The organism is Methylophaga marina, assembly GCF_030296755.1.
Classification (GTDB): Bacteria; Pseudomonadota; Gammaproteobacteria; order Nitrosococcales; family Methylophagaceae; genus Methylophaga; species Methylophaga marina.
Genome location: NZ_AP027741.1, coordinates 260621 through 284148 on the forward strand (window position 1 = coordinate 260621; position 23528 = coordinate 284148).

General features: G+C 43.9%; 24 protein-coding genes, 1 tRNA gene and 2 pseudogenes. 15 read left to right on the plus strand and 12 right to left on the minus strand.

From position 1 onward, the window contains the following. Positions 1-79: 79 nt before the first annotated feature. From exaC to QUE24_RS01305, 4 genes and pseudogenes are all read left to right on the plus strand, one after another. Positions 80-1600 (plus strand): acetaldehyde dehydrogenase ExaC, encoded by a 1521-nt coding sequence (gene exaC / locus QUE24_RS01290; protein ID WP_286304899.1) that lies wholly within the window; start codon positions 80-82, stop codon positions 1598-1600. 129 nt (positions 1601-1729) lie between these two features. Then, positions 1730-3693 (plus strand): annotated as a pseudogene (gene acs / locus QUE24_RS01295) (acetate--CoA ligase). Then, entirely contained in the window at positions 3693-4094 is a 402-nt protein-coding gene (locus QUE24_RS01300) for an RNA-binding S4 domain-containing protein (RefSeq protein ID WP_286304900.1), read from the plus strand. Before acs ends, QUE24_RS01300 begins: the two are co-directional and overlap by 1 nt. A 3-nt stretch (positions 4095-4097) precedes the next feature. After that, the gene (locus QUE24_RS01305) at positions 4098-4526 is read left to right on the plus strand and encodes a MazG nucleotide pyrophosphohydrolase domain-containing protein (protein ID WP_286304901.1); all 429 of its coding nucleotides are present in this window, start codon (positions 4098-4100) and stop codon (positions 4524-4526) included. Here the strand turns inward: QUE24_RS01305 and moaA are convergent. The 3 genes from moaA to QUE24_RS01315 form a co-directional block, all read right to left on the minus strand. Next, positions 4523-5530 carry a GTP 3',8-cyclase MoaA gene (gene moaA, locus QUE24_RS01310; RefSeq protein ID WP_286304902.1) on the minus strand — a complete coding sequence of 336 codons (1008 nt, stop codon included), beginning with the start codon at positions 5528-5530 and terminating at the stop codon, positions 4523-4525. The two genes, QUE24_RS01305 and moaA, sit on opposite strands and share 4 nt — an antisense overlap. Before the next feature lie 9 nt (positions 5531-5539). Further along, positions 5540-5755: a YgaP family membrane protein gene (locus tag QUE24_RS15740; RefSeq protein ID WP_350226597.1), complete on the minus strand. Its 216-nt coding sequence runs from the start codon at positions 5753-5755 to the stop codon at positions 5540-5542. A 68-nt stretch (positions 5756-5823) separates the two neighbouring features. Beyond that, positions 5824-6495 (minus strand): Bax inhibitor-1/YccA family protein, encoded by a 672-nt coding sequence (locus QUE24_RS01315; protein WP_286304903.1) that lies wholly within the window; start codon positions 6493-6495, stop codon positions 5824-5826. A 160-nt stretch (positions 6496-6655) separates the two neighbouring features. Between QUE24_RS01315 and QUE24_RS01320 the strand changes: the two genes are divergently transcribed. The 9 genes from QUE24_RS01320 (at position 6656) to QUE24_RS01360 (ending at position 13784) form a co-directional block, all read left to right on the plus strand. Next, positions 6656-6745: transfer RNA gene (locus tag QUE24_RS01320), tRNA-Ser, on the plus strand. Between the two features lie 292 nt (positions 6746-7037). After that, positions 7038-7658, plus strand: a complete 621-nt coding sequence (locus tag QUE24_RS01325; RefSeq protein ID WP_286304904.1) for a hypothetical protein — start codon at positions 7038-7040, stop codon at positions 7656-7658. Beyond that, the gene (locus QUE24_RS01330) at positions 7619-7831 is read left to right on the plus strand and encodes a hypothetical protein (RefSeq protein ID WP_286304905.1); all 213 of its coding nucleotides are present in this window, start codon (positions 7619-7621) and stop codon (positions 7829-7831) included. Before QUE24_RS01325 ends, QUE24_RS01330 begins: the two co-directional genes overlap by 40 nt. Positions 7832-7967: 136 nt before the next feature. Then, the gene (locus QUE24_RS01335; RefSeq protein WP_286304906.1) at positions 7968-8570 is read left to right on the plus strand and encodes a hypothetical protein; all 603 of its coding nucleotides are present in this window, start codon (positions 7968-7970) and stop codon (positions 8568-8570) included. Further along, entirely contained in the window at positions 8567-9463 is an 897-nt protein-coding gene (locus QUE24_RS01340; protein WP_286304907.1) for a ribose-phosphate diphosphokinase, read from the plus strand. The genes QUE24_RS01335 and QUE24_RS01340 overlap by 4 nt, the downstream gene beginning before the upstream one ends. 23 nt (positions 9464-9486) lie before the next feature. After that, on the plus strand, positions 9487-12120 hold the full coding sequence (locus tag QUE24_RS01345) for a plasma-membrane proton-efflux P-type ATPase (RefSeq protein ID WP_286304908.1): 2634 nt from the start codon (positions 9487-9489) through the stop codon (positions 12118-12120). Further along, on the plus strand, positions 12117-12908 hold the full coding sequence (locus tag QUE24_RS01350; protein WP_286304909.1) for a M90 family metallopeptidase: 792 nt from the start codon (positions 12117-12119) through the stop codon (positions 12906-12908). Before QUE24_RS01345 ends, QUE24_RS01350 begins: the two co-directional genes overlap by 4 nt. 57 nt (positions 12909-12965) lie before the next feature. Beyond that, positions 12966-13397, plus strand: coding sequence for a hypothetical protein (locus QUE24_RS01355; RefSeq protein ID WP_286304910.1), 432 nt, complete (start codon positions 12966-12968; stop codon positions 13395-13397). Positions 13398-13547: 150 nt separating this feature from the next. Continuing rightward, positions 13548-13784, plus strand: coding sequence for a hypothetical protein (locus QUE24_RS01360; RefSeq protein WP_286304911.1), 237 nt, complete (start codon positions 13548-13550; stop codon positions 13782-13784). A gap of 148 nt (positions 13785-13932) precedes the next feature. On the opposite strand, the gene cmoB is transcribed toward QUE24_RS01360, so the two are convergent. Genes cmoB through tsaB form a run of 3 tightly spaced genes read right to left on the minus strand, consistent with a single transcriptional unit; the run spans position 13933 to position 16315 of the window. After that, the gene (gene cmoB / locus QUE24_RS01365; protein ID WP_286304912.1) at positions 13933-14901 is read right to left on the minus strand and encodes a tRNA 5-methoxyuridine(34)/uridine 5-oxyacetic acid(34) synthase CmoB; all 969 of its coding nucleotides are present in this window, start codon (positions 14899-14901) and stop codon (positions 13933-13935) included. After that, complete coding sequence (gene cmoA, locus QUE24_RS01370; RefSeq protein ID WP_286304913.1) at positions 14898-15632, minus strand: carboxy-S-adenosyl-L-methionine synthase CmoA; 735 nt, start codon at positions 15630-15632, stop codon at positions 14898-14900. The genes cmoB and cmoA overlap by 4 nt, the downstream gene beginning before the upstream one ends. Then, positions 15632-16315, minus strand: a complete 684-nt coding sequence (gene tsaB / locus QUE24_RS01375; protein WP_286304914.1) for a tRNA (adenosine(37)-N6)-threonylcarbamoyltransferase complex dimerization subunit type 1 TsaB — start codon at positions 16313-16315, stop codon at positions 15632-15634. The genes cmoA and tsaB overlap by 1 nt, the downstream gene beginning before the upstream one ends. A 259-nt stretch (positions 16316-16574) precedes the next feature. Between tsaB and QUE24_RS01380 the strand changes: the two genes are divergently transcribed. Then, positions 16575-16814 carry a hypothetical protein gene (locus tag QUE24_RS01380; protein WP_286304915.1) on the plus strand — a complete coding sequence of 80 codons (240 nt, stop codon included), beginning with the start codon at positions 16575-16577 and terminating at the stop codon, positions 16812-16814. A 1-nt stretch (position 16815) separates the two neighbouring features. Here QUE24_RS01380 and QUE24_RS01385 read toward each other — a convergent pair whose 3' ends face one another. From QUE24_RS01385 to QUE24_RS01410, 6 genes and pseudogenes are all read right to left on the minus strand, one after another. Then, on the minus strand, positions 16816-17388 hold the full coding sequence (locus tag QUE24_RS01385; protein WP_286304916.1) for a YceI family protein: 573 nt from the start codon (positions 17386-17388) through the stop codon (positions 16816-16818). Positions 17389-17402: 14 nt separating this feature from the next. Further along, positions 17403-17954 carry a cytochrome b gene (locus tag QUE24_RS01390; RefSeq protein WP_286304917.1) on the minus strand — a complete coding sequence of 184 codons (552 nt, stop codon included), beginning with the start codon at positions 17952-17954 and terminating at the stop codon, positions 17403-17405. An 84-nt stretch (positions 17955-18038) separates the two neighbouring features. Beyond that, positions 18039-20206 (minus strand): annotated as a pseudogene (locus QUE24_RS01395) (YgiQ family radical SAM protein). Between the two features lie 80 nt (positions 20207-20286). After that, complete coding sequence (locus QUE24_RS01400; RefSeq protein WP_286304918.1) at positions 20287-20844, minus strand: L,D-transpeptidase family protein; 558 nt, start codon at positions 20842-20844, stop codon at positions 20287-20289. A gap of 54 nt (positions 20845-20898) precedes the next feature. Then, positions 20899-21708: a spermine/spermidine synthase domain-containing protein gene (locus QUE24_RS01405; RefSeq protein WP_286304919.1), complete on the minus strand. Its 810-nt coding sequence runs from the start codon at positions 21706-21708 to the stop codon at positions 20899-20901. Next, complete coding sequence (locus QUE24_RS01410; RefSeq protein ID WP_286304920.1) at positions 21708-22697, minus strand: DUF3530 family protein; 990 nt, start codon at positions 22695-22697, stop codon at positions 21708-21710. The genes QUE24_RS01405 and QUE24_RS01410 overlap by 1 nt, the downstream gene beginning before the upstream one ends. Positions 22698-22833: 136 nt before the next feature. Here QUE24_RS01410 and rpe point away from each other — a divergent pair, with 136 nt between their 5' ends. After that, complete coding sequence (gene rpe / locus QUE24_RS01415; protein WP_286304921.1) at positions 22834-23526, plus strand: ribulose-phosphate 3-epimerase; 693 nt, start codon at positions 22834-22836, stop codon at positions 23524-23526. The last annotated feature ends 2 nt before the right edge of the window (positions 23527-23528 follow it).

Below are 23528 nucleotides of genomic sequence, written 5' to 3' on the forward strand. Positions count from 1 at the left end.
GTCAAGCGCACTTGCCAGTGATGGAATTATCCTGCATCTTTATGTTCAGACTATAACCATAAGCAAAGAGAGAAAGACTATGATCTATGCAAAACCCGGTACTGAAGGCGCTGTCGTCAGTTTTGAATCGCGTTATGAAAACTTCATTGGTGGCAAATGGGTTGCGCCAGTGAAAGGTCAATATTTCACGAATACCACGCCTGTAACAGGTGAAGTGATTTGTGAAATTCCAGAATCAACTGCAGAAGATATTGACTTGGCATTAGATGCTGCTCATGCGGCGAAAGATGCTTGGGGTAAAACGTCTGTTCAACAACGTTCTAATATTCTGTTAAAAATTGCCGACCGCATTGAAGAAAATCTTGAAATGCTTGCCGTGGCTGAAACCTGGGATAACGGTAAAGCCGTTCGTGAAACATTAAATGCCGATATCCCACTCGCTGCAGACCACTTCCGATATTTTGCTGGCTGCATCCGTGCACAGGAAGGCACCATGGGTGAAATCGATGAAACGACTGTCGCATACCACTTCCATGAGCCTCTCGGTGTCGTAGGTCAAATTATTCCATGGAACTTCCCGCTTCTGATGGCAGCATGGAAACTGGCACCAGCATTGGCTGCTGGTAACTGCATTGTGATGAAACCGGCAGAATCAACACCTGTTTCCATTCTCAAACTGATGGAAGTCATTGGTGACTTGTTACCTGCTGGTGTTTTAAACATTGTTAATGGCATGGGTCGCGTTGCTGGTGAAGCATTAGCCTCAAGTACACGTATTGCCAAAATTGCCTTCACTGGTTCAACACCTGTCGGCTCGCACATCATGAAACGTGCTGCTGAAAACATTATTCCTTCAACTACTGAATTAGGTGGTAAATCGCCTAACGTGTTCTTCGAAGATATCATGCAACAAGAAGAAGACTATATTAATAAGTGTGCTGAAGGTTTGGTTCTGGCCTTCTTCAACCAGGGTGAAGTCTGCACATGTCCATCTCGAGCGGTTATTCAAGAAAGCATCTATGATGACTTCATTAAAATTGTTATTGAACGCGCTAAGAACATCAAACGTGGTAACCCTCTGGATACTGAAGTACAGGTGGGTGCGCAAGCTTCACAAATGCAATTTGAAAAGATCCTCAGCTATGTTGATATCGGTCGTCAGGAAGGTGCAGAAGTACTTATGGGCGGTCAGGTTGAGCAACTCGGTGCTGAATTCGACAATGGCTACTACATCCAGCCAACATTGATGAAAGGCCATAACAAAATGCGTATATTCCAGGAAGAAATCTTTGGACCCGTTGTCTCTGTAACTACATTCAAAGATGAAGCAGAAGCTTTAGAAATTGCCAATGACACCGAGTTTGGTCTGGGTGCCGGCTTGTGGACGCGTGATATGAACCTGGCTTATCGTATGGGCCGCAGCATTCAGGCCGGTCGTGTGTGGACTAACTGCTACCATATGTATCCTGCTCATGCCGCATTCGGTGGCTATAAAAAATCCGGTGTTGGACGTGAAACCCACAAAATGGTGCTGGAACATTATCAACAAACTAAAAACTTGTTGGTTAGCTATAGCACTAGCCCACTCGGTTTCTTCTAGAAGCCTGTTCACTCCCAAAACTCTCCCTCAATACAAATTGAGGGAGAGTTTTTTATGTCTGCTTAACACACATTGATAATCATTGTATTGTGTTAATTTAGCTAAAGAATAATTATAAAGGTGTCGCATATGGCTCAAGATAATATCGAATCAACCTTACACGAAGATCGTCAATTTCCACCTAGTGAAGCCTTTCTGAAAACGGCATCATTACTCTCAGACCAACTTGATGTCTTATACAAAAAAGCGGAACAAGATCACGAAGCATTTTGGGCTGAGATAGCGCGCCAGGAAATCGATTGGAAACAGCCTTTCACCCAAACTCTAGACGATACTAATGCCCCGCATTACCGTTGGTTTCCGGATGGCAAGCTCAACGTCTCTTATAACTGTCTGGATCGTCAGCTTGAAAAAAATGCGGATAAAACAGCCGTCATTTTTGAAGGTGAAAAAGGCGATGTAGAACATATCAGTTATCGAGAGCTTCATCGTCGTGTCAGCATCTTTGCCAATGCTTTGAAAGCACAAGGTATTGGTAAAGGTGATCGCGTCATTATTTACATGCCCATGATTACTGAAGCTGTCGTTGCTATGCAGGCTTGTGCACGGATTGGCGCGATTCATTCGGTGGTATTCGGCGGGTTTTCAGCGTCATCCTTAAAAGACCGTATCGAAGACACTCAGGCCAAATTGATCATCACCGCCGATGGCGGCTTTCGTGGCGGCAAAACCGTTGAATTGAAAAAAACGACCGATCAAGCATTAGATGCTGGCTGCGAAAGCGTCGAAAAAGTCATTGTTTATCAAAGAACAAAACATGAAGTGCCTATGCAAGCTGGAAGAGATATCTGGTGGTCTGATGTGACAGCAGATCAGCCTGAAGAATGTGAACCAGAATGGATGGACGCAGCAGACCCGTTATTCCTTCTTTATACTTCAGGTTCTACTGGCAAGCCTAAAGGCATTCAGCATAGTTGTGGTGGTTATCTGTTAAATGCCATCACCACCATGCGTTGGGTTTTTGATATTCAGGACTCCGATGTTTTCTGGTGTACAGCTGATGTCGGCTGGATTACCGGTCATACTTATGTGGCCTATGGTCCGCTTGCCACTGGTGCGACACAAGTTATCTATGAAGGCGTGCCAACCGTTCCTGATGCCGGCCGTTTCTGGGATATCTGTCAGCGTCATGGCGTCACCATTTTCTATACAGCTCCCACGGCTATTCGTGCATTAATGAAAGTCGGTGATGAAATCCCAAACAGTTATGACTTATCTAAGTTACGGCTATTAGGCACCGTCGGCGAGCCGATTAATCCTGAAGCCTGGATGTGGTATCACAATGTCATTGGTCAGGAGGTTGCCCAATTGTTGATACCTGGTGGCAAACTGAGACGGGCGCTCATATGATTGCCCCCGTACCAGGCGTTACTCATGCTAAACCTGGCTCTTGTACTCGTCCACTTCCGGGGATTGATGCCGCTATCGTCAATGATGAGGGCGAAGAAATTACCACAGCCAATCAAGGTGGTTATCTGGTCATTCGTAAGCCTTGGCCTTCGATGATTCAAACTATCTGGGGTGATGATCAACGATATAAAGACACTTATTGGCCTTATTTCGGTGGTAAATATTATTTAGCCGGTGATAGCGCCAGACGTGATGATAATGGCTTTTTCTGGATTATGGGCCGTATTGATGACGTGTTGAATGTGTCTGGTCATCGCCTGGGTACCATGGAAATTGAGTCCGCTTTGGTGGCTCATCCACTCGTAGCAGAAGCCGCTGTCGTTGGTCGGCCACATGATGTGAAAGGTGAAGCGGTATTTGCCTATGTTGTACTAAAAGGCGATCGCCCTGAAGGCGGCGAAGATGAAGAGCTAACGAAAGAACTGCGTAACTGGGTGGGTGAACAAATTGGACCTATCGCTAAACCTGATGATATCCGTTACTCAGATAATTTACCTAAGACTCGCTCCGGTAAAATCATGCGTCGTTTACTAAGAACCATTGCCAAAGGTGAAGAAATCACCCAAGACACATCCACGTTGGAAAATGAGTCTATCTTGTTGCAACTGCAAGGTAAGGCTTAATGGCACAACAGGACGCTCGTTCTGAATCTCAACGATTAGATAAATGGTTATGGGCCGCGCGTTTTTATAAAACGCGTGGTCTCGCTGTTGAAGCCATTTCAGGCGGTAAAGTACATGTTAATGGACAACGTGTTAAACCCAGCCGCACAGTCCGTATTGATGATATGCTAACCATCTCAAAGCCACCCTATGAGTTTGAAGTGATTATTCAGGGTTTAAATCTTCAACGCCGCCCTGCTTCTGAAGCTGAACAGCTTTACCAGGAAACTGAGCAAAGCCGTGAAAAGCGCGAACTCTTGCGTGAGCAGATAAAGAATGAGCCACTGGGCTTTAGGCAACAGAAAGGTCGTCCTAGTAAGCGGGATCGACGAAATATCATCAAATTTACCCGTGACACCTGAGTTATGTCAGACAAAGATTTCCTTCTCACGCCGATTAAGCAGACTGAGACCGACGCCTTTAAACTAGCCATTGCTATGCAGAAACGTGCTTCCCAGGCGGGTTTTGACTGGCCTGATTCTGTTGGTGTGTTGGATAAAATTCATGAAGAACTTGAAGAGCTAGGCCAGGAAATAAAACAACAATCTGACAAATCTCACTTGCAGGCCGAACTCGGTGATATCTTATTCGCCTGTTGCAATCTGGCAAGGCATTTGGAGATTGATCCTGAAGAAGCATTGAACAGTAGCAATGATAAGTTCTATCGTCGCTTTAATTATGTTGAAACAGCAGTGACAGCTCAGGGAAAGCAGTTTGCCGATTTTTCACTAGAAGAGCTGGATGCTTTCTGGAATTCAGCCAAGCAACTTGAAAAAGCTGAAGATAAGGATTAGCCGCCAGTCACGCTCATATGACGGAAAATAATCGGCTGCGCCTTGATATCAAAGTCGTGGCCTTTAGGTTTAATGTCCATTGAACCAACAATCGCTTGTTTTAAGGCTTGCATATCACCAGGCTGCTGCCGAATAACCTCACGTAAATCCATAGAGTGTTCCTGCCCTAAACACAGTAACAAACGCCCTTCTGTCGTCACTCTGACGCGATTACAGCTATCGCAAAAATTATGACTATGTGGTGAGATAAACCCAACCTTGCTTGTGGTACCAGCGACTTGATAATAACGTGATGGTCCGCCTGTTGTTTCGATACTGGGCTGCAGGTCAAATGCCGAGTTTAAAGTGGTTAAGACTTCATCGCTGGAGCAATAACTCTCTTCACGTGCATGCGAGACATGACCTAATGGCATTTCTTCAATATAGGAAATATCCAGATCGTTATCTATAGCAAACTGGGCTAAATCAATGATTTCATCTTCATTGCGCCCTTTCATGATGACAGCGTTTAATTTAATACGCTTAAAGTTAGCTTTTTTTGCTGCTGCAATGCCGGCAAGAACTGTGTCTAAATCACCTGTTCTTGTCAGTGCTTTAAATTTTTCCTCGTTGAGAGAGTCCAGACTGATATTAATACGATCTAAGCCTGAATCAGCTAGGGTCTGTGCATATTTTTCCAGCTTGGAGCCATTGGTAGTTAATGTCAGCTCTTTCAGTGAAGTAGAGGACTTAAGCTGGCCTAGTTCATTAAAAAGCCAATCTACATCTCGTCTGACTAGTGGCTCACCACCAGTGATACGCACTTTTTCTACACCGAGTTCGCAAAATGCGCGTAATAGAAAAACAATTTCTTCTAACGTGAGTAATTGCTGGCGAGGCATGAAGGTCATTTCTTCATCCATGCAATACACACAACGAAAATCACATCTGTCCGTAATAGACATACGAACGTAGGTCACTTTACGACCAAAACGATCAATCAGTTGTGTGGGTAATTCAGCCATTGTGTTTATTTAACTCTTTTTGCTTTCTGTATCGACCCGACAAGATGTTTGGCATGTAGACAACCCCAACACTCGATAAGCAAGACATCGACCAGTAAAAGCATTGAATAACAAAGCGACACCTAGTAGCCACCACCAATTATTATCATAGATGGCATAGGCTATTATAACGATGCCGATAATAATACGACACCAACGATCCCAAGTAGCCAGATTTTTTTTCACCGTTCCACCATAAAAATAAACCCCGCAGTGCGGGGTTTATTAGAAAGCAAATGAACCAGATAGTTCAATTAGTCATCGCCAGAGAAGGCACCAATTAATTGCAGCAGGCTAACAAACAAGTTGTAGATACTGACATACAGTGTGATGGTTGCCATGATGTAGTTAGTTTCACCACCGTTGACGATTTGGCTTGTTTCAAAAAGAATCAGACCAGCCATTAATAGAACAAACATGGCTGAGACAGCTAATGACAGACCTGGCATTTCAAAGAAAAATGCAGCTAGACCAGCTAAGAAGGCAACCAAGATACCAACAAACAGGAAGCCACCCATGAAGCTGAAGTCTTTTTCACTTTTTACAGCATATGCTGATAAAGCCACAAAGATGATACCTGTGCCACCCAGGGCCTGCATGACGATTTGTGGGCCATTAGGCAAACCTAAGTAGGCGTTTACAATCGGACCTAAGGTCAAGCCCATAAAACCAGTTAATGCAAAAACAGACACAATGCCCCAGGCACTGTTACGAAGTTTAGATGTTAAGAAAAGTAAGCCAAAATACCCAACCAAGGTGATAATAATGCCAGGGTGAGGCAGGTTGAGTGCCATAGATAATCCAGCAGTCATAGCACTAAATAATAGTGTCATGGCTAATAAACTATAGGTGTTACGCAATAGTTTATTGGTTTGAACCGCAGACTGCTGTGAACGAACAACAGTTGATTCAGCGTTATAATTCATCAGTGATTCTCCGTGTTTTTTCCAGTTGATGAAAAGCTTATAGTAATGACATCTATCCTACCCGATAAGTTCTAAATGGCAATAGATATTATCTATCTACAAATAAATTTATTTTTACGGTTGTGTTACCGGGCCATTATCTGTATTATTTCGCCTCTCTGGAGAGTTGACAGAGCGGTTGAATGTACCGGTCTTGAAAACCGGCGTGGTTTAACGACCACCCAGGGTTCGAATCCCTGACTCTCCGCCATACATTAAAAGCCCCTTCTCGAAGGGGCTTTTTTGTTTCTGGCATAACTAGGCTTCACCCCGCCGTCTTTTAGATATATTCTTCCTCTGAAAATTTCTTCCCTACCTACCTTTAAGCACTATATTTAAAGATAAAAAGTGTGTTCACTTTTCAGTCATTCAAGCCTGCCCATTATCAAAAATAATCCTATACTTCCTACTTACTGATACAGATCATTTTTGCTGATAAATCAGATTGACCAATTGAGTAAGCAGCCATTAAGCTTTAATCAGTTATTCTCACAGAGACGAAGATGATTGATACGTCGGAATTACCTGCTGCCATCCCTTCCCTGAAGTTAAAGTGTGTCGCCATCGATACTTATAAAGAAAACGTGGCCTACTTGCACCGTAGTTGTGGCCTTTATCGTAGTGAGGGCTTTCAAGCACTGAGTAAAATAGAGATTCACACAGCTGATAGTGAGCAACCTGTGATTGCCGTTTTAAATGTTGTCGATGACACTTCCATTACAGATGTCGATGAGCTGGGGTTGAGTGAACAGGTTTATGAACAACTTGGCATTCCTGAAGGTTCTGAGGTGTTTATCAATCATGCCAGTCCTCCAGATTCGCTCAAATCCGTACATAAGAAGATCGCAGGCGAAAAGCTTAATTACGAACAATATCTGCACATCATTCAGGACATCGTTAATAACCGTTATTCAAAAATAGAAACTGCCGCATTTATTGTGGGTTGTGCTGAAACAGGCATGGAGCGTGATGAAATATTACATCTGACGCATGCGATGGTTGATACAGGAGAGCGGATTGATTGGGGGAAAGTTTGGTCTGCGATAAACATTGCATCGGTGGCATCCCCGGCAATCGCACCACCATGCTACTTGTGCCTATCATTGCTGCTCATGGCATGCTGATGCCTAAAACATCGAGCCGGGCAATTACGTCACCTGCTGGTACCGCAGATACCATGGAAGTCTTAGCTAACGTCGATTTGTCACTGCGTCGCCTTCATGAAATTGTCAGTGAACAACGTGCTTTTCTGGCTTGGGGGGCACTGCAAAGCTGGCCCCGGCTGATGATGTGCTGATTTCTGTAGAACGCCCTCTATCCATGGATTCGACTGGTCAGATGATCGCCTCAATACTTTCAAAAAAATGGCCGCTGGAGCGACACATTTAATTATTGATATTCCCATAGGGCCTTCAGCAAAAGTACATACACACATGGAAGCACTGAAGCTGCGTAAGCTTTTTGAGTATGTTGGCGACAATATGGGATTACACTTAGAAGTGGTCATTACTGATGGCAGCCAACCTATCGGTAGAGGCATAGGTCCAGTTCTGGAAACCCAGGATGTTATGAAGATCCTGACAAATGAACCTGATGCGCCCATCGATTTGAAAGAAAAAGCATTGCAACTCGCTGGCAGGATTATCGAATTTGATCCCGATGTCCGAGGCGGCCAAGGTTATACCATCGCCAGAGACATTCTTGAATCAGGCCGAGCCCTCACTAAAATGAATGCCATTATTGATGCTCAGGGTCGTAACAACACTCCGATGCGTGTTGGGAAGCTGCATTATGATATTTGTGCTCAAACAACGGGTAGCATCAGTGCAATAGATAATCTCAAAATCGCCTCCATTGCACGGCTGGCAGGTGCTCCTATGGATAAAGGTGCGGGCGTGTATCTACATAAAAAGGTCGGTGATAAAGTGAAACAAGGCGAGCCTTTGTTTACTATTTATGCTGAGTTTAATGCCGATTTTACCTTTGCAAAAAATGCCGCAATGACCGATAACAGTTATCAGATCGAGCACTTATGAGCATGCCCCCCACCCTATTATTAAGCTTCTCTGACTACGAGCAACAAGCCAAAGCGCTTGCTGTTGTCTGTGGCATTCCTTATGAAACTGTCCTGTTGCACCGCTTTCCAGATGGCGAAAGTCAACTGACCTTGCCAGTCAATTTAGCGGAAACAGTTATCCTATGCCGCAGTCTCGATGATCCTAACCACAAATTAGTCGAATTGATGCTCACTGCACAATCATTACGTCAGCATGGTGTAAAACGGATTATTCTGGTGGCACCCTATCTTTGTTATATGCGACAAGATAAAGCTTTTCACCCAGGGGAAGTCGTTAGTCAGACCATTGTGGGTCATTTCCTGGCTGATTTGTTTGATGCTGTCATTACAGTCGATAGCCATCTGCACCGTATCTCCCAGTTGAGTGAAGCTATTCCGCTGGAACAGGCTATTAATCTCACCGCCACACAACCCATGGCAGAATTTATAGAAGCGCATTTCACTACCCCACTCCTTTTAGGACCGGACGGTGAATCAGAGCAATGGGTAAAAGAGATTGCCACACATTTTGGCTTTGACTATGCCGTGGCACACAAACAACGTTTAGGTGATCATAATGTTGTCGTCACATTGCCAGAGAATGACTATGCCAGACGCAATATTATTATTGTGGATGATGTTGCCAGTACGGGTAAAACCCTACTGGAAGCAGCCAAAAAACTAATGCCATATCAACCAGCATCCGTCAGTGTGTTAGTCAGTCATGCTTTGTTTATTGAAGATGCCATAGCGCAACTCAATGCGGCAGGTGTCAAACAGATATATAGCTGCGATAGCATTCCTCATCAAACAAATAGCGTGAGTTTGGCCAATATTCTCGCTAAGGCTTTACAGGGCGTTTTACAACAATAGATTTAGTTCAAAAGGGGTAAGATTTGACATCATTATTTCAGAAAGCCACTGACGATTTTGCCCATCAACCGATTGCTAAGACTTTTAACTCACTGAATGTCGACGCAAGCCTCGGCTTGTCGGATGCAGAAGTACATCAACGCCAGCTTGATTACGGTCTGAATCAAATCATCAATCAAGAAGAATCCACCTTGCAGCGGATTTTAAAACGTTTCTGGGGCCCGATTCCCTGGATGATTGAAATTGCCGCCATCTTATCTGCCGCGGTGGGTAAGTGGGAAGATTTCATCATTATCAGCGTCTTACTCCTTATTAATGCCGGACTCGACTTTTTCCAGGAGCACCGCGCACTTAATGCCCTAAGTGCCTTAAAAAGCCAGTTAGATACGCAGGTACGCGTGTTACGCGATGGCAAGAGTCAATTGGTTCGCTCACAAGAACTCGTGCCTGGCGATATCATTCGATTACGAATGGGTGATTTGGTCCCCGCTGATGTACAGTTGCTGACTGGTGATTATTTGTCCATTGACGAGTCTTCACTGACTGGTGAGTCTTTGCCAGTCAGCAAAAGAAGTACTGACGTTGCCTATGCCAACACCATTATCCGTCAAGGTGAGATGGATGCGATTGTGATCAATACCGGTCAGCAGACACGGTTTAATAATGTGGTCAGCCTGGTTGCATCAGCTTCGGTTAATGAGCATAGCCACTTTCAAAAGATGGTATTACAGATTGGGCACTTCCTGATTCTCTTATCGCTGGCGATGGTGGCATTGATTGTTATCACAGGCTTATCTCGCCATGAAGATCTGCTGGAATTGGCCCGCTTTGCATTAGTGTTATTAGTGGCAGCAATACCTGTTGCCTTACCAGCAGTGCTATCAGTCACTATGGCTGTAGGCGCTTATAAACTGGCAAAACACAAAGCCATCGTCACTAAGTTAACAGCAATAGAAGAACTGGCTGGCGTCGATATTTTTTGTTCAGATAAAACGGGCACGTTGACCAAAAATGAAATGCAGGTCATGGAGATACTGCCATTCAATGGAACCAGTGAGGCAGCACTTATGCGAGCTGCCGTTTTAGCATCGCGCTCAGAAAATACAGATCCAATTGAAATCCCGTTATTTCGTCATATTAAAGATAACTATCCTGAAAGTGACTGGTCAACATGGCAACAAACGCACTTCACGGCTTTTGATCCCAGCAAAAAATACACAGCAGCTCAGTTACAAAAAGCTGACCAGAAGATGGCCGTATTTAAAGGCGCTCCACAAGTCATTATGGCGATGGTAACGAATCTAACCGATAACGACATCAACACACTCAATCAGCAGATTAATCTTCTGGCAAGTAAAGGCTACAGAACACTGGCAGTAGCGCAGCAATATGAAAGTCAAGAACATGAATTCCTGGGACTGATTCCACTTATCGATCCGCCTCGGGATGACTCTAAACAAGTGATTGATGAGATGCGTCAGCGTGGTGTCGAAGTGAAAATGATCACCGGAGATAATATTGCTATTGCCCGTGAAATTGGGCATATGCTCGGACTAAACAAACGAGCTGTTCAATCTAAACAGATTACCGGTAAATCCGGGCAGGAAATTAAAGAGCTAGCATCCAGTCTGGCTCAGGCTATCTATAAACGATTAAATCCGGATGTGTCTTTCAAACAGGCAAAACAGTTTGCCGATGAGGTAATGACCGATCTGGAAAATATTTACGACACCAGCTTATTAGAAACGGAATTTATTCATACACATGAGTCTGCTTTGCTGGACATGCTGGAGTCTATAGAAATATTTGCCGAAGTCTTACCAGAAGATAAATACATGATTGTCGACGCCCTACAAAAGTCCGATCACATTGTGGGCATGACAGGCGATGGTGTGAATGACGCGCCCGCTCTTCGCAAAGCCGATTGTGGTTTTGCGGTTTCCAATGCGACCGATGCGGCAAGAGCGGCAGCAGATATTATTCTCACCGCACCAGGTTTATCTGTCATCAATCATGCCATAGAGCAAGCGCGTTTTACGTTTGAACGCATGAAAAGCTATGCGACATTTCGTATTGCTGAAACCATTCGCATTATTTTGTTCATGACATTAAGCATCCTGATATTCGAGTTTTATCCCATAACGGCGCTGATGATTATTCTACTGGCGCTGCTCAATGACTTACCGATTCTGACTATCGCTTATGACAACACTTACCAGTCTCCAACCCCAGTCAGGTGGAATATGCATGAATTGTTTATTTTGTCGTCAGCGTTGGGGCTTGCTGGGGTATGCGCATCATTTTTATTATATTTGTTCTTACGCGAGCAGAATTTAGATACTGATACGATACAAACCCTCATATTCCTGAAACTTCTGATTGCCGGCCACAGTACTATTTTTGTGACACGAAATAATGGCTGGTTCTGGCAAAAGCCCTGGCCATCTCCACTGTTATTAGCTGCGACATTGGGTACAGAAATTATTGGTACATTGATGGCTGTGAACGGACTATTTATTACAGCAGTGAGTTGGGAATATGCCGGGTTGATGTGGCTATATGCATTGGTTTGGTTTGTTATCGATAATGCGATAAAAATGGGCATTCAACATTTTATTTTCAATCAACCCAGGACCAAAAAAACGCTCTCTGCATGAATATCATCCGTAAATGGCACACACTCAGAGTCCTTAAACAGTATCCGATACCCTTTGGCTTATGGCATGAGGTGACCCGTCACTTACCTCTTATTGAGGCCAGATCTATTTCTGAACGAGCACGTATTCGACTATTGGCAACACTGTTTATTCATAAAAAAACATTCAGTGGCGCGGCTGGCGTAACGGTGACACCAGAAATGGCTGTTACTGTTGCGGCTCAGGCATGTGTTGCTATCTTGCATTTGGGACTCAACACATATGATGGCTGGCGAGAAATTATTCTCTATCCGGGTGCCTTTCAGATTAAACGTGATATCACTGATGAAAATGGCGTAGTTCATAAGCAAACACAAGGCTTGAGTGGCGAGTCATGGTCACGGGGACCCGTTATCTTTTCCTGGCAGGATATTAAACATGACAGCCAGCAGCCTTACCGAGGTCATCATGTTGTCATTCATGAGTTTGCTCATAAATTAGATATGTTATCAGGCCGTGCCAATGGCATGCCGCCATTACATCCGGATATGTCGTTACAGGAATGGACTGAAACTTTGACGGCAGCCTGGCAAGGTTTATTACATGACTTGGCCACACATAAACATACCTACATGGATCCTTATGCCGCCACCAATCCGGCTGAGTTTTTTGCTGTAATAACTGAGTATTTCTTCACCACACCGGTAGCATTAAAACGACATAACACGCATTTATATGAGCTATTAAAGGCTTATTACCGGCAATCGCCACCCGATTTAGAAAAATTTCATACTAAACATCACGTTTAAGCCGCCGTTTAATACGTAACAGAAACTGTTTCTGAAAAATCCAGTCGAATCATTATCATGCTGACAAGGAGATGTTATGCAAGAGATTCTTGGCACACTTTTATTGATGGCGGTCAACTTCAGTCAGTACGATATGCCAGAAAAAAACCTGTTATCGAACCGGTCAATCATCAGCAACTGATCGATATTCTATGTGATGGTAAAGAATGTAATGCCTTGGCATATTATGACGATAAAAAAGATATCATCTTTTATGACAAGAAACTGACCAAAGATAGCATCATCTCTCAGGGGTATATTGTTCATGAGTTAGTGCATTTTCTTCAGGATCAACATGGAGCGATGATTGAAAAGCCTGACTGCACACAGCGCATGATTCTGGAACGAGAGGCCTATCAAGTTCAACAACGTTTTTTGCGTGATAATCATGTCATGACTTACGATGTTGACATGGCAATCCGTTTATTAAGTGGTGTATGTCGGCGCTGAGGTCTATTTGATAGTTGTTATAATCAAATCGATAGGGATATACTCGACCTTTTACGAAATGAATGATGTTACTTAACCATGTCTCTGGTGGTGCGAAATGAAATTAGAGCACATCCTTAAGTAACGTTTCTACTCCAGTTACGGAAGTCTATGTTTTCAAGCAAAAGGCTCTATATATTAAGTTTAATCAGTGTCAGCCTGATAACTACGGTAACCAGCACGAAAGCTTCTCTGGATTTATTAGCAGGCGTTGAGGCTGGAATTGATACTGATACCGCCATGACCACGCATGACTTACAACAAACCCAAAAATCCTGTCAACAGAAACCATTGGCAAAAGTCATTTCTGGAAGAATGAGGTCACTGGCACCGCTTACGAAATTGTGATTGACCACCATTATTCTTATGGTCACTATCCTTGTCTCGCCTATGACCTTATTATTACAAAAGAGGATAATACCCAGACAAAATCTCTCGATGCCTGCAAAAACAGTAACGATCAATGGATTTCAATTACTTCTGGAGCGACAGCACTCTAGGGCGCTTTAGCGATAAACACACCGCGTTTCGGTGCAGGGTATCCTTCAATCGTTTTTGTGACGTCATTCGGATCAAGGAAATCTTTTAAAGACTCAAATGTCATCCACTCTGTACTTCTTTGCTCATCGAGTGACGTAATAGATTCATCTACACAACGCACTTCTTTGAATCCACACTTCTTGAGCCAAACCAGCATAGTCTCAGTGCTTGGTATAAACCACACATTGCGCATCTTCGCATAACGCCCTTCAGGTATCAGACTCATACCTTCTGGTCCATCAATAATCAATGTTTCCAGCACTAACTCACCGCCCGACTTCAGGCAATGTCTTAATTCCATAAGGTGAGTTAACGGTGAGCGACGATGATATAAGACCCCCATGGAAAACACTGTATCAAACCAGGCCAGTTTCTCAGGCATGTGCTCAATACCTATTGGCACCACAAAATGTCTAGCGCTGGCAATATAACGTTGCATCACATGATATTGCATGGTGAAAACAAGGGTAGGATCTATGCCCATAACAAATTCAGCACCCTCACCCAGCATTCTCCAACCATGGTAGCCATTGCCTCCGCCCACATCTAATACTCGCCGACCAAGAAGCGGACTGATATGGGGTAAGACCCTGTCCCATTTCCAATCCGATCGCCACTCGGTATTGATCTCAATATCAAAAAAACGATAAGGCCCTTTGCGCCAAGGATGAAAAGTCTGAAGACAGGTTTTCAATGCATCAATATCATGACCATTCAAGTCTTGTTGCTGACCTATTCTGACCTCACTTTGTAACTCGATTTGACTTGGAGTAATGTCAGGTAAAGCAGAAAGAGCCTCCTGCCATAAAGGCATTTTGCCATGCGTTTCTTCGGCGAGTTTTTGGTTAATTTGTTGTTCTAATGTCTGCCGCCAGCTATCTAACCCAGCAGACTCAAGATATTGATATAAACCTTGGTAAATCACTTTATGGCAACCATCGAAACAAAGTTAAAACATTGATACCATTTTTCGGTAAAACCAAAGCCAGCAGCACGTAAGCGCTGTTGATGCTGCTCTAAAGATTCAGGGATCAAGACGTTTTCGAGCGCCGTTCTTTTCTGACTGATTTCCATATCACTGTAGCCATTTGCTCGCTTGAAGTCGTGGTGAACATCAATATGAAATTGGTTGATACTGTTATCAGGAAATGCCAGTTTCTCTGACAGAATTAATATTCCCCCCGGCTTTAAACCATTATAAATTTGATTAATTAAAGCCTGACGGTGCGCCAACGGAATAAACTGCAAGGTGAAGTTCATCACAACCACAGAGGCATTTTCAATTACCGTGTCAGCGATATCCTCGCAGACGAGTTGAACCTCAATATCAGAGGCCTTATCAGCCAGTAATATGTGCTGGGCTTTTTCAATCATCGCAGGCGAGTTATCCACGGCAATAATCTGGCAATTCTGCTTTTTTATGCGCTGACGTATCGATAAGGTCACAGCACCAAGCGAACAACCTAAATCATAACAACGGCTATTATCCAAAGCATACTTAGCCGCGAGGATACCGATATTAGATATCAATGTGGCGTAGCCTGGCACTGAACGCTGAATCATATCCGGGAAGACATCGACGACTCTTTCATCAAAGCTGAAATCCACCATTTGTTCTAATGGCGCAGCGTAGATAGTGTCCTGTTTCTTCACCATTATTGCTCACCTTTTTTCTTAGCAACATTATCACGAAGGTAAACAGGCATCGCTTGTTCAGCTGGCAAGGTGTGTCCCTTTTCGGCTTGTTTTTCAGCCAATTTTGCAATGGCAGCAGCCGTAGGTAAGAGCTCATTATCCAGCGTACTTACTTGTTTGGAGAACTTCGCCATCATGGCTGTCTCATACTCTTTCCAACCCGTACCAGCAGCAAAAAATGATTGCTCTGAACTCAACTCGATTTGTTCAGGTAGACACACTCGTTCTTCGCCGACTAATACAGCTAAGCCATCCACGGACTGATAAAGTGCACTATAAACTTCCTGCATACGGGCATCCATGGCCACTGCAATACATTCAGCATGGTGCTCATCAATAGCACGCTGTGCCACCGCTGCTAATGTCGATACGGGCACGACTGGAAGACTGGCAGCATAGGCAATGCCTTGAGTGACACTCACCCCTACCCTAACGCCAGTGAAAGAACCTGGACCGCGACCAAACGCAATACAATCCATATCAGATAGCCGACATCCTGCCTCAACGAAAAGCGCATCCAACATTCCCAGAATTTTTTCTGAGTGCCCTCGTTGAGTCAGCAGTGATTGTTCAAACAGTTCGCCATTTTTAAGGATGGCCACTGAGCACATTTCTGTACAGGTATCGAGAGCAAGAATATTCATAGAGTGCTTATATGTTGGTCATTTGGATGTCACAAACGCGCATTATAATGCAAACAGTCAGATTCAACGGAGGAAATCATGGCTTTATTAATAGATGTACTTTATGTACTACGTGAACTGGGTAAGTTGTTATTTGTGATCGTAACATCACCGTTTGCCTTTGCAGCTGGGCTGTTAACGATGCTGGGAAGCAATTAGAATTTTCATTCAATTCAATCTGTTATAGCATAGTCATGTCAAACTTTTTTGGAGGTTTGCAATGGCTATACAACATCTACAAGCGCTTGAATTAGCCGCACAAGGCGACTGGGACGGGGCTCACAAACTGATTCAAAGTTATGAAGACAGTTTTGCCTGCATGATTCATGGCTATCTTCATTATGTAGAAGGCGACAAAGGCAATGCTGCTTACTGGTATCAACGTGCGGGACGTTCAATACCAGCAAACAGCTTATCTGAAGAATTTGACAGACTCTACGACCTCGCCAAACAAATCTGAATTATTGCTTAATCCCTTCAATGGATAAGGTCAGATACACAACTTGTGATGAAGGGCCTAACATATCAACGTTAATACCGTAGTCGGAAATAGTAAATTCTGTTTCACCAACAAAACCTGCACGGTAACCGCCCCATGGGTCTTCGCCTTCCCCGACTTTTTCAACCGGGAAGCTTAGTTCATGGGTTACCCCGTGTAGTGTGAAGTCTCCTGTAACAACTAAGCTACCGTCGTCCTGTTGTTTGAACGAGGTCGACTTAAAGCTGGCATCTGGAAACTTATCTGTTTCCAAGAATTTTTCACGTAAGTGTTTATCACGTTCAGCAAAGTTGGTATCAACACTGGCGACATCAATATCTACATTCACTTGTGACGCTTCTGGTTGCTCAGCATCATAAGAAAATGTGCCAGAGAAGTCGTTAAAACGTCCACTCATCCAACTATAGCCCAGATGCTGAATGCGAAAATCAATAAAAGCGTGGGCTTTTTCAGTATCGATTACATAATCAGCGGCATAAGCCGGCATGAAAGCCGATAAACCTAATAACGATGTGGCAAGAATAGTTTGTCTCATTTTTTTCTCCTTGTTTATTTTCTACCAAGCATTTGCTTGAGCGTTGCGTCTTTATCAATGAAGTGATGTTTTATGGCGGCTAGAGCATGTACTGATGCCATAGCGATAAGAAAATATGCCGCCCATAAGTGAATAGCGCCTGCCGGATCGACCCAGTCAGGTTTATTTGAAATGATGGCGGGAATGGTGAACCAGTCGAAGACGGATAGACCATCACCTTTGGCTGTGACCATAATATAGCCACTTATCGCAATGATGATAGCGACTACGTTCATGGACTGATGTGTGACTTTTGCAGCCAGGTGCTGCCAATGAGGAATAGAGTTAATGCCAGGCGGCGTTTGCCGGAAAAGACTCCAGCCCCACCGAACAATAATCAATAAGGCTGTGACAATGCCAATCCCTTTGTGCCACCACGGTGCTTGATAATACCAATCGTCGTAGTAGCCCAAATCAACCATCCATAGGCCTGAAGCAAAGAGAGCGATAATAAAAACAGCAATCAACCAATGCAGTAAAACCGAAAAAGCATCATAACTTGAGCGAGCGGTAGATTTCGATTTCATCAATGTCCCTATTCAGAAAATGCGTGATATAGGCAGATTGACCATGGTCAATTAAAAATGTTTCTCAAATAATAATTTTTTTTATTAACGCTGGCGTCTTTTTGCTTTCACTTTGGTTTTACCGGGTCTCGTGTGCTGTGTACGGAAACTTTTGACATTTTTTGCCTTGCGAGTAATACGACGACCTTCACCATTTTCGCCGGTGCCCGCAGGTTGCCAGTTTGGAATTAAATGTTTTTTGCCATTTCCAATTAGATCCGCCCGGCCCATACTTTTGAGAGCTTCGCGTAACATCGGCCAATTTTCAGGATCGTGATAACGTAAGAATGCCTTATGCAGGCGACGTACCTTCAAGCCTTTTGGCACTTCGATATCGCCACTATTTCGTCTGACTTTATGTAAGGTGTTTTTGCCAGAGTGGTACATGGCCGCTGCGGCTGACATTGGTGAAGGGAGATAAGCTTGAACCTGATCGGCTCTGAAACCATTACGTTTTAACCAGAGCGCCAGATTCATCATGTCCTTATCCGTCGTACCAGGGTGTGCGGCAATAAAATAAGGAATCAAATACTGCTCTTTACCCGCCTCTTTTGAGTATTTATCAAACATTTGTTTGAACTTGTCATAAGTGCCAATACCCGGCTTCATCATTTGTTGCAGCGGGCCTTCTTCTGTATGTTCAGGCGCAATTTTTAAGTAACCACCGACATGGTGGGTGACGAGTTCTTTGACATACTCCGGTGATAACACAGCTAAGTCATATCTCAGTCCTGAAGCAATCAGAATTTTTTTAATGCCGGGTAATGAACGAGCGCGTTTATAAAGATTGATAAGAGGGGTGTGATCCGTGTTTAAATTTTTACAAACACCAGGAAACACACAAGATAAACGGCGACAACTGGCTTCGATTTTAGGATCGTTACAAGCCAGACGATACATATTAGCAGTGGGGCCACCCAAATCAGAAATGACGCCAGTAAAGCCCGGCGTAGTGTCTCGTATCGCTTCTACTTCTTTGATGATCGAATCTTCAGAACGACTCTGAATAATACGACCTTCATGTTCTGTAATAGAACAGAACGTACAGCCACCAAAACAACCACGCATGATATTGACCGAAAAACGAATCATATCGTAGGCCGGAATCGTCATCTTTCCGTAACCCGTATGCGGTAAGCGGCTGTAGGGTAAATCAAACACAGCGTCCATCTCCGCTGTAGTCAACGGTATGGGGGCGGGTTCAACCAGACATCCTGATTGCCATGCTGCTGAACTAATGCCAGCGCATTACCCGGATTCGTTTCTAAATGCAGAATACGTGACGTATGTGCATAGGTGACGGGGTCATCTTTTACGGCATTATAGGCAGGCAGCCGTATGACGGTACGGTCAGCATTTCTCGGGGAAACCCGATGAATTTTGATAACGTTCGTATTTTCAGCGGGTTTACTTTGTTCTGTTTTTGCCTTCTCTTCTGCACAACTTTCTTCAGTTTGCATCTGATAGGGATCAATGGGCGGGTTAAGTTTTCCGGGCGTATCCACCAGAGTCGAGTCTTTTTCCCACCAGCCAGCACGCTGTTCATGCTTTTTGGTGTAGGCCGTGCCACGAATATCAGTTAAATCACTGACAGGTTCACCAGCGGCAAGACGATGTGCAATTTCCACCACCTGTCTTTCACCATTACCATAGACTAGAAGATCGGCTTTTGAGTCCATGATGACACTGCGACGGACTTTTTCAGACCAGTAATCATAATGGGCAATACGGCGAAGGCTGGCTTCAATGCCACCGATAATGACTGGCACGCCTTTGTAAGCTTCCTGACAACGCTGACTATAAACCACCACACTTCTGTCAGGGCGTTTACCGCCTGATCCACCTGCGGTATAGGCATCATTGCTACGGATTTTACGATCGGATGTATAGCGGTTGACCATAGAATCCATATTGCCGCCAGTGACACCAAAGAACAGATTAGGCTTACCCAGTTTGGTGAAATCATCTGTGCTGGTCCAGTCGGGCTGAGAAATAATGCCGACCCGAAAACCATGCGATTCTAATAAACGTCCAATCAGCGCCATACCGAAACTAGGGTGATCGACATACGCATCACCAGTGACAATGATGATGTCACATGAATCCCAGCCCAGCGCATCCATTTCCTCGCGGGTCATGGGTAATTCAGGTGCGATACCAAAACGATGTGCCCAGAATTTACGGTAGGAAAACAGATCAGGCGCGGATTGCATGAGGACCCCAGCAGAGTAAAAGCGATAAACGTGGATATTCTAGCAAATTCAGCTGCATATCCGACAATTTTAATCAGGCTTTATTCCATGATTTTGACTTCAGTCCCCACCCTGACAAATGTCAATAACTCATCGATTTCTTTATTTCTCAACGCTATGCAACCTTGCGTCCAATTAGCTATACGATGAATTTCAAGTTTATCTTTGGTTTCAACACCAATTCCATGAATACCAATGACACCACCTAGCGCTGTATTTTGAGGTGGAATGCCGCCAAAAATGTGCGCATCAAGAATTCTTCGATATTGTGACTTTTTGATATGCCCGGCTTTTAAACCATTAATCGCATCTCTGACACTCGGATAATCGAGTTGTAAAAACAAGTGAAACCGTTCACTGTCCTTGATTTTAACGATGTGATAGCTACCCAATGGCGTTAGTCTATCCCCTTCCTTTTGTTTTGCTTTTCTGCCGCCACTGCCAATGGCAGCATGATAAGAGCGTATGACCTTATCGTTTTTCTGCACCAATAATTTATTTTCAGATCGTTTAATAACAATCTTATATGCGTTTTCAGCCCAGCTTACCTGTTGATGTGAAAACAAACTCAACAATAACAGCAAAACCCACTTCTTCATGAAACCCCTACAAACTAAAGACTGACCAATAAGTACACCCACACAAAGCCAATCTTAAATCGCAAATAAACGATGAATGAAATTTCGGTTTTGTCTGATGAGATTTTGTAATGAACGTGGCAAGTTAACTTGATACATCATTTCTAAATTATTGACCTGTTGACGTAATTTCTTCAGATACGCATTTTCCACATTAAACTTGGTGGCTAAAGCGATGACGTTACCTTTATTCTCGACCGGCAGAATCATAGCACGCTGTTGAAAGCTGTCATTAATTCTTTCCATGGTGGAGTTAAACAAAGCACGCTCACTTCCCCATAAGTTGATGCTCAACACACCATTGTCAGTCAGAATCCCAGAACAGGCATCAAAAAAAGCCTGAACCCCCACACTGGCCGCCATCCCATTTTGGTCATAAGCATCAACCAAAATCAGATCATAACTAAAGTCTGTTTGGTAAAAGCACTGATTCACATAGAGATAACCATCACCCAAATTGATGTTTAAATTCGGGTTATCAATCGGAACCTGGAAAAAAGACTGTGCCACATCCACAACGTCGCGACGATATTCCACGACATCGACATAACAATCAGGGAAATGGTGCAATAGAAACTTGACCAATGAACCGCCACCCAGCCCGATAACTAAGACTCGTTGAGGATTGGGATTCAGTAACAAACACCCCATCATTGCTTGTGTGTAACTCAGCTCCAGATAGTGCGGCTGATTAAGCCGCATTGAACTCTGTCTGGGAAAAGTCCCAAAATGCAAGGAGCGGATATTGCCACTGTCTACCACCTCAATTAAACCATCATCAGATACGGCTTGATGGATGAGACTGCCATCACCATAAATGCGCATTAAGCATCATCCTCGGCGATAAAGTGTTTGTGTAGCCAACCACGAACGATGCCAAGAACATTGGCTTCAGCGCCATAGAAGCTGGGACTGATCGTGATGATTTTTCGTTGTTCATAATTGTTCACATTGGCTTTTCTCATATTCGCTTTGCGTTGAACCGCTTTTATATCTGTTTGTAATGGTCTCTCAGCTATCAGATCGAGTATTACTTTTACTTTAGGTGGTTCAGTCAACTCAATATCCGTATTAATCCACACGATGCCTACCTCACCGCTTGCCATTGAAAAACTCTCATTTGCCAGATTGGCTGCTTCACCAAACCCAATAATGGCCGTCGGTCCATCCTGTTTTTCTGCCAGATAACTCATAGCTGCAGCAATGCGTGCTTCATTACTGACTATATAAGGTGTGTTCTCAGTGTCTGATTGTTCACCATCACCTTCAGCAGTTTGGTTCTCTGCGTCGTCTGCTGCTGCCTCTGTCGGCTCCTCACTCTGTTCTGTTGCTGTTTCAGTTTCTGCCGCTGCTGGCTGCTCTGCATCATCGCTATCGTCAGAACTCGTATTAGCAGCATCAGTGTCAGTTGTTTTTTCTGAATTCGATGGTGCGAGGTACAGATTAGGAGTGAGTTCATAGTGTAAAGCGACTGTCATGGTTGACCAGCCAGCTTTGCTTAAGCCCGTTCTGAGGGTGCGAACAATGCCATCGCTATCGATATCCTGACCACGTCCATGCAGAATCAATACTTTCCCTGCTGATTTACCCAGACTATCCGGCATGTATGTGGCATCTATCGATTGCTCACTGACGGTCAGTGCAACATAGCCTTCCACATTACCCTGCTCACGTAACATAATCGGTGAATTTTCTTCGGCAACTGTCTCATTATCATCAGCCCCAGCAGGGGTTTCTGTTTCATCAGCAGCTTGGGCCTGAGCCAGATAAACTGTCATTAACAACAAAGCGATAAATTTCAACCGTTTTCGCAAGTCTAACTCCATCTCATTATTTTCAGGTCCAGTATAATCTCAGCCTATTGATTTCAAAAGCTGAAAAAAGAAAGCCGATACGGTAAAGTATCAGGTTTACATCACGTTTTTATTATTCGATTTAAGAGAGACAATCATGGCTGAATTCAAAATTGCCCCTTCAATCCTGTCTGCAGACTTTGCTCGTTTGGGTGAAGAAGTAGATAACGTTCTTGCTTCAGGTGCGGATATTGTGCACTTTGACGTAATGGATAACCACTATGTACCGAACCTGACAATTGGTCCATTGGTATGTGATGCACTGCGCAAACATGGTGTCACCCATGAAATTGACGTGCATTTAATGGTCAAACCCGTTGATCGCATCATCCCTGACTTTGCTCAAGCTGGCGCAACATTTATTACTTTCCATCCAGAAGCCTCAGAACATATTGACCGTAGTCTGCAATTAGTGAAAGCCGAAGGTTGTAAAACCGGTTTAGTATTTAATCCAGCCACACCACTTTCTCTAGCTGAACACGTTTTAGATAAAGTAGATCGTATTCTGCTGATGTCAGTTAACCCTGGTTTTGGCGGTCAAAAATTCATTCCTCATACGCTGGAAAAACTACGTCAAGCACGCAAAATGATTGATGAAAGTGGTTATGACATTGATTTAGAAATCGATGGGGGCGTTAACGTCAATAACATCCGTGAAATCGCTGAAGCCGGTGCGCGTACCTTTGTGGCTGGTTCTGCTGTATTTGGTGCAGCGAAAGATAGTGATCCTAACCGCTATGAAACAGTGATTGCTGCGCTGCGTGAGGAATTATCTAAAGCAAACGTTTAATC

Excerpts from the sequence above, each read along its gene's own strand:
- exaC (WP_286304899.1), top strand. The coding sequence starts at position 80 with ATGATCTATGCAAAACCCGGTACTGAAGGCGCTGTCGTCAGTTTTGAA.
- QUE24_RS01300 (WP_286304900.1), top strand. The coding sequence starts at position 3,693 with ATGGCACAACAGGACGCTCGTTCTGAATCTCAACGATTAGATAAATGG.
- QUE24_RS01305 (WP_286304901.1), top strand. The coding sequence starts at position 4,098 with ATGTCAGACAAAGATTTCCTTCTCACGCCGATTAAGCAGACTGAGACC.
- moaA (WP_286304902.1), bottom strand. The coding sequence starts at position 5,530 with ATGGCTGAATTACCCACACAACTGATTGATCGTTTTGGTCGTAAAGTG.
- QUE24_RS01315 (WP_286304903.1), bottom strand. The coding sequence starts at position 6,495 with ATGAATTATAACGCTGAATCAACTGTTGTTCGTTCACAGCAGTCTGCG.
- QUE24_RS01325 (WP_286304904.1), top strand. The coding sequence starts at position 7,038 with ATGATTGATACGTCGGAATTACCTGCTGCCATCCCTTCCCTGAAGTTA.
- QUE24_RS01330 (WP_286304905.1), top strand. The coding sequence starts at position 7,619 with ATGCTACTTGTGCCTATCATTGCTGCTCATGGCATGCTGATGCCTAAA.
- QUE24_RS01335 (WP_286304906.1), top strand. The coding sequence starts at position 7,968 with ATGGAAGCACTGAAGCTGCGTAAGCTTTTTGAGTATGTTGGCGACAAT.
- QUE24_RS01340 (WP_286304907.1), top strand. The coding sequence starts at position 8,567 with ATGAGCATGCCCCCCACCCTATTATTAAGCTTCTCTGACTACGAGCAA.
- QUE24_RS01350 (WP_286304909.1), top strand. The coding sequence starts at position 12,117 with ATGAATATCATCCGTAAATGGCACACACTCAGAGTCCTTAAACAGTAT.
- QUE24_RS01355 (WP_286304910.1), top strand. The coding sequence starts at position 12,966 with ATGCTGACAAGGAGATGTTATGCAAGAGATTCTTGGCACACTTTTATT.
- QUE24_RS01360 (WP_286304911.1), top strand. The coding sequence starts at position 13,548 with ATGTTTTCAAGCAAAAGGCTCTATATATTAAGTTTAATCAGTGTCAGC.
- cmoA (WP_286304913.1), bottom strand. The coding sequence starts at position 15,632 with ATGGTGAAGAAACAGGACACTATCTACGCTGCGCCATTAGAACAAATG.
- tsaB (WP_286304914.1), bottom strand. The coding sequence starts at position 16,315 with ATGAATATTCTTGCTCTCGATACCTGTACAGAAATGTGCTCAGTGGCC.
- QUE24_RS01380 (WP_286304915.1), top strand. The coding sequence starts at position 16,575 with ATGGCTATACAACATCTACAAGCGCTTGAATTAGCCGCACAAGGCGAC.
- QUE24_RS01385 (WP_286304916.1), bottom strand. The coding sequence starts at position 17,388 with ATGAGACAAACTATTCTTGCCACATCGTTATTAGGTTTATCGGCTTTC.
- QUE24_RS01390 (WP_286304917.1), bottom strand. The coding sequence starts at position 17,954 with ATGAAATCGAAATCTACCGCTCGCTCAAGTTATGATGCTTTTTCGGTT.
- QUE24_RS01400 (WP_286304918.1), bottom strand. The coding sequence starts at position 20,844 with ATGAAGAAGTGGGTTTTGCTGTTATTGTTGAGTTTGTTTTCACATCAA.
- QUE24_RS01405 (WP_286304919.1), bottom strand. The coding sequence starts at position 21,708 with ATGCGCATTTATGGTGATGGCAGTCTCATCCATCAAGCCGTATCTGAT.
- rpe (WP_286304921.1), top strand. The coding sequence starts at position 22,834 with ATGGCTGAATTCAAAATTGCCCCTTCAATCCTGTCTGCAGACTTTGCT.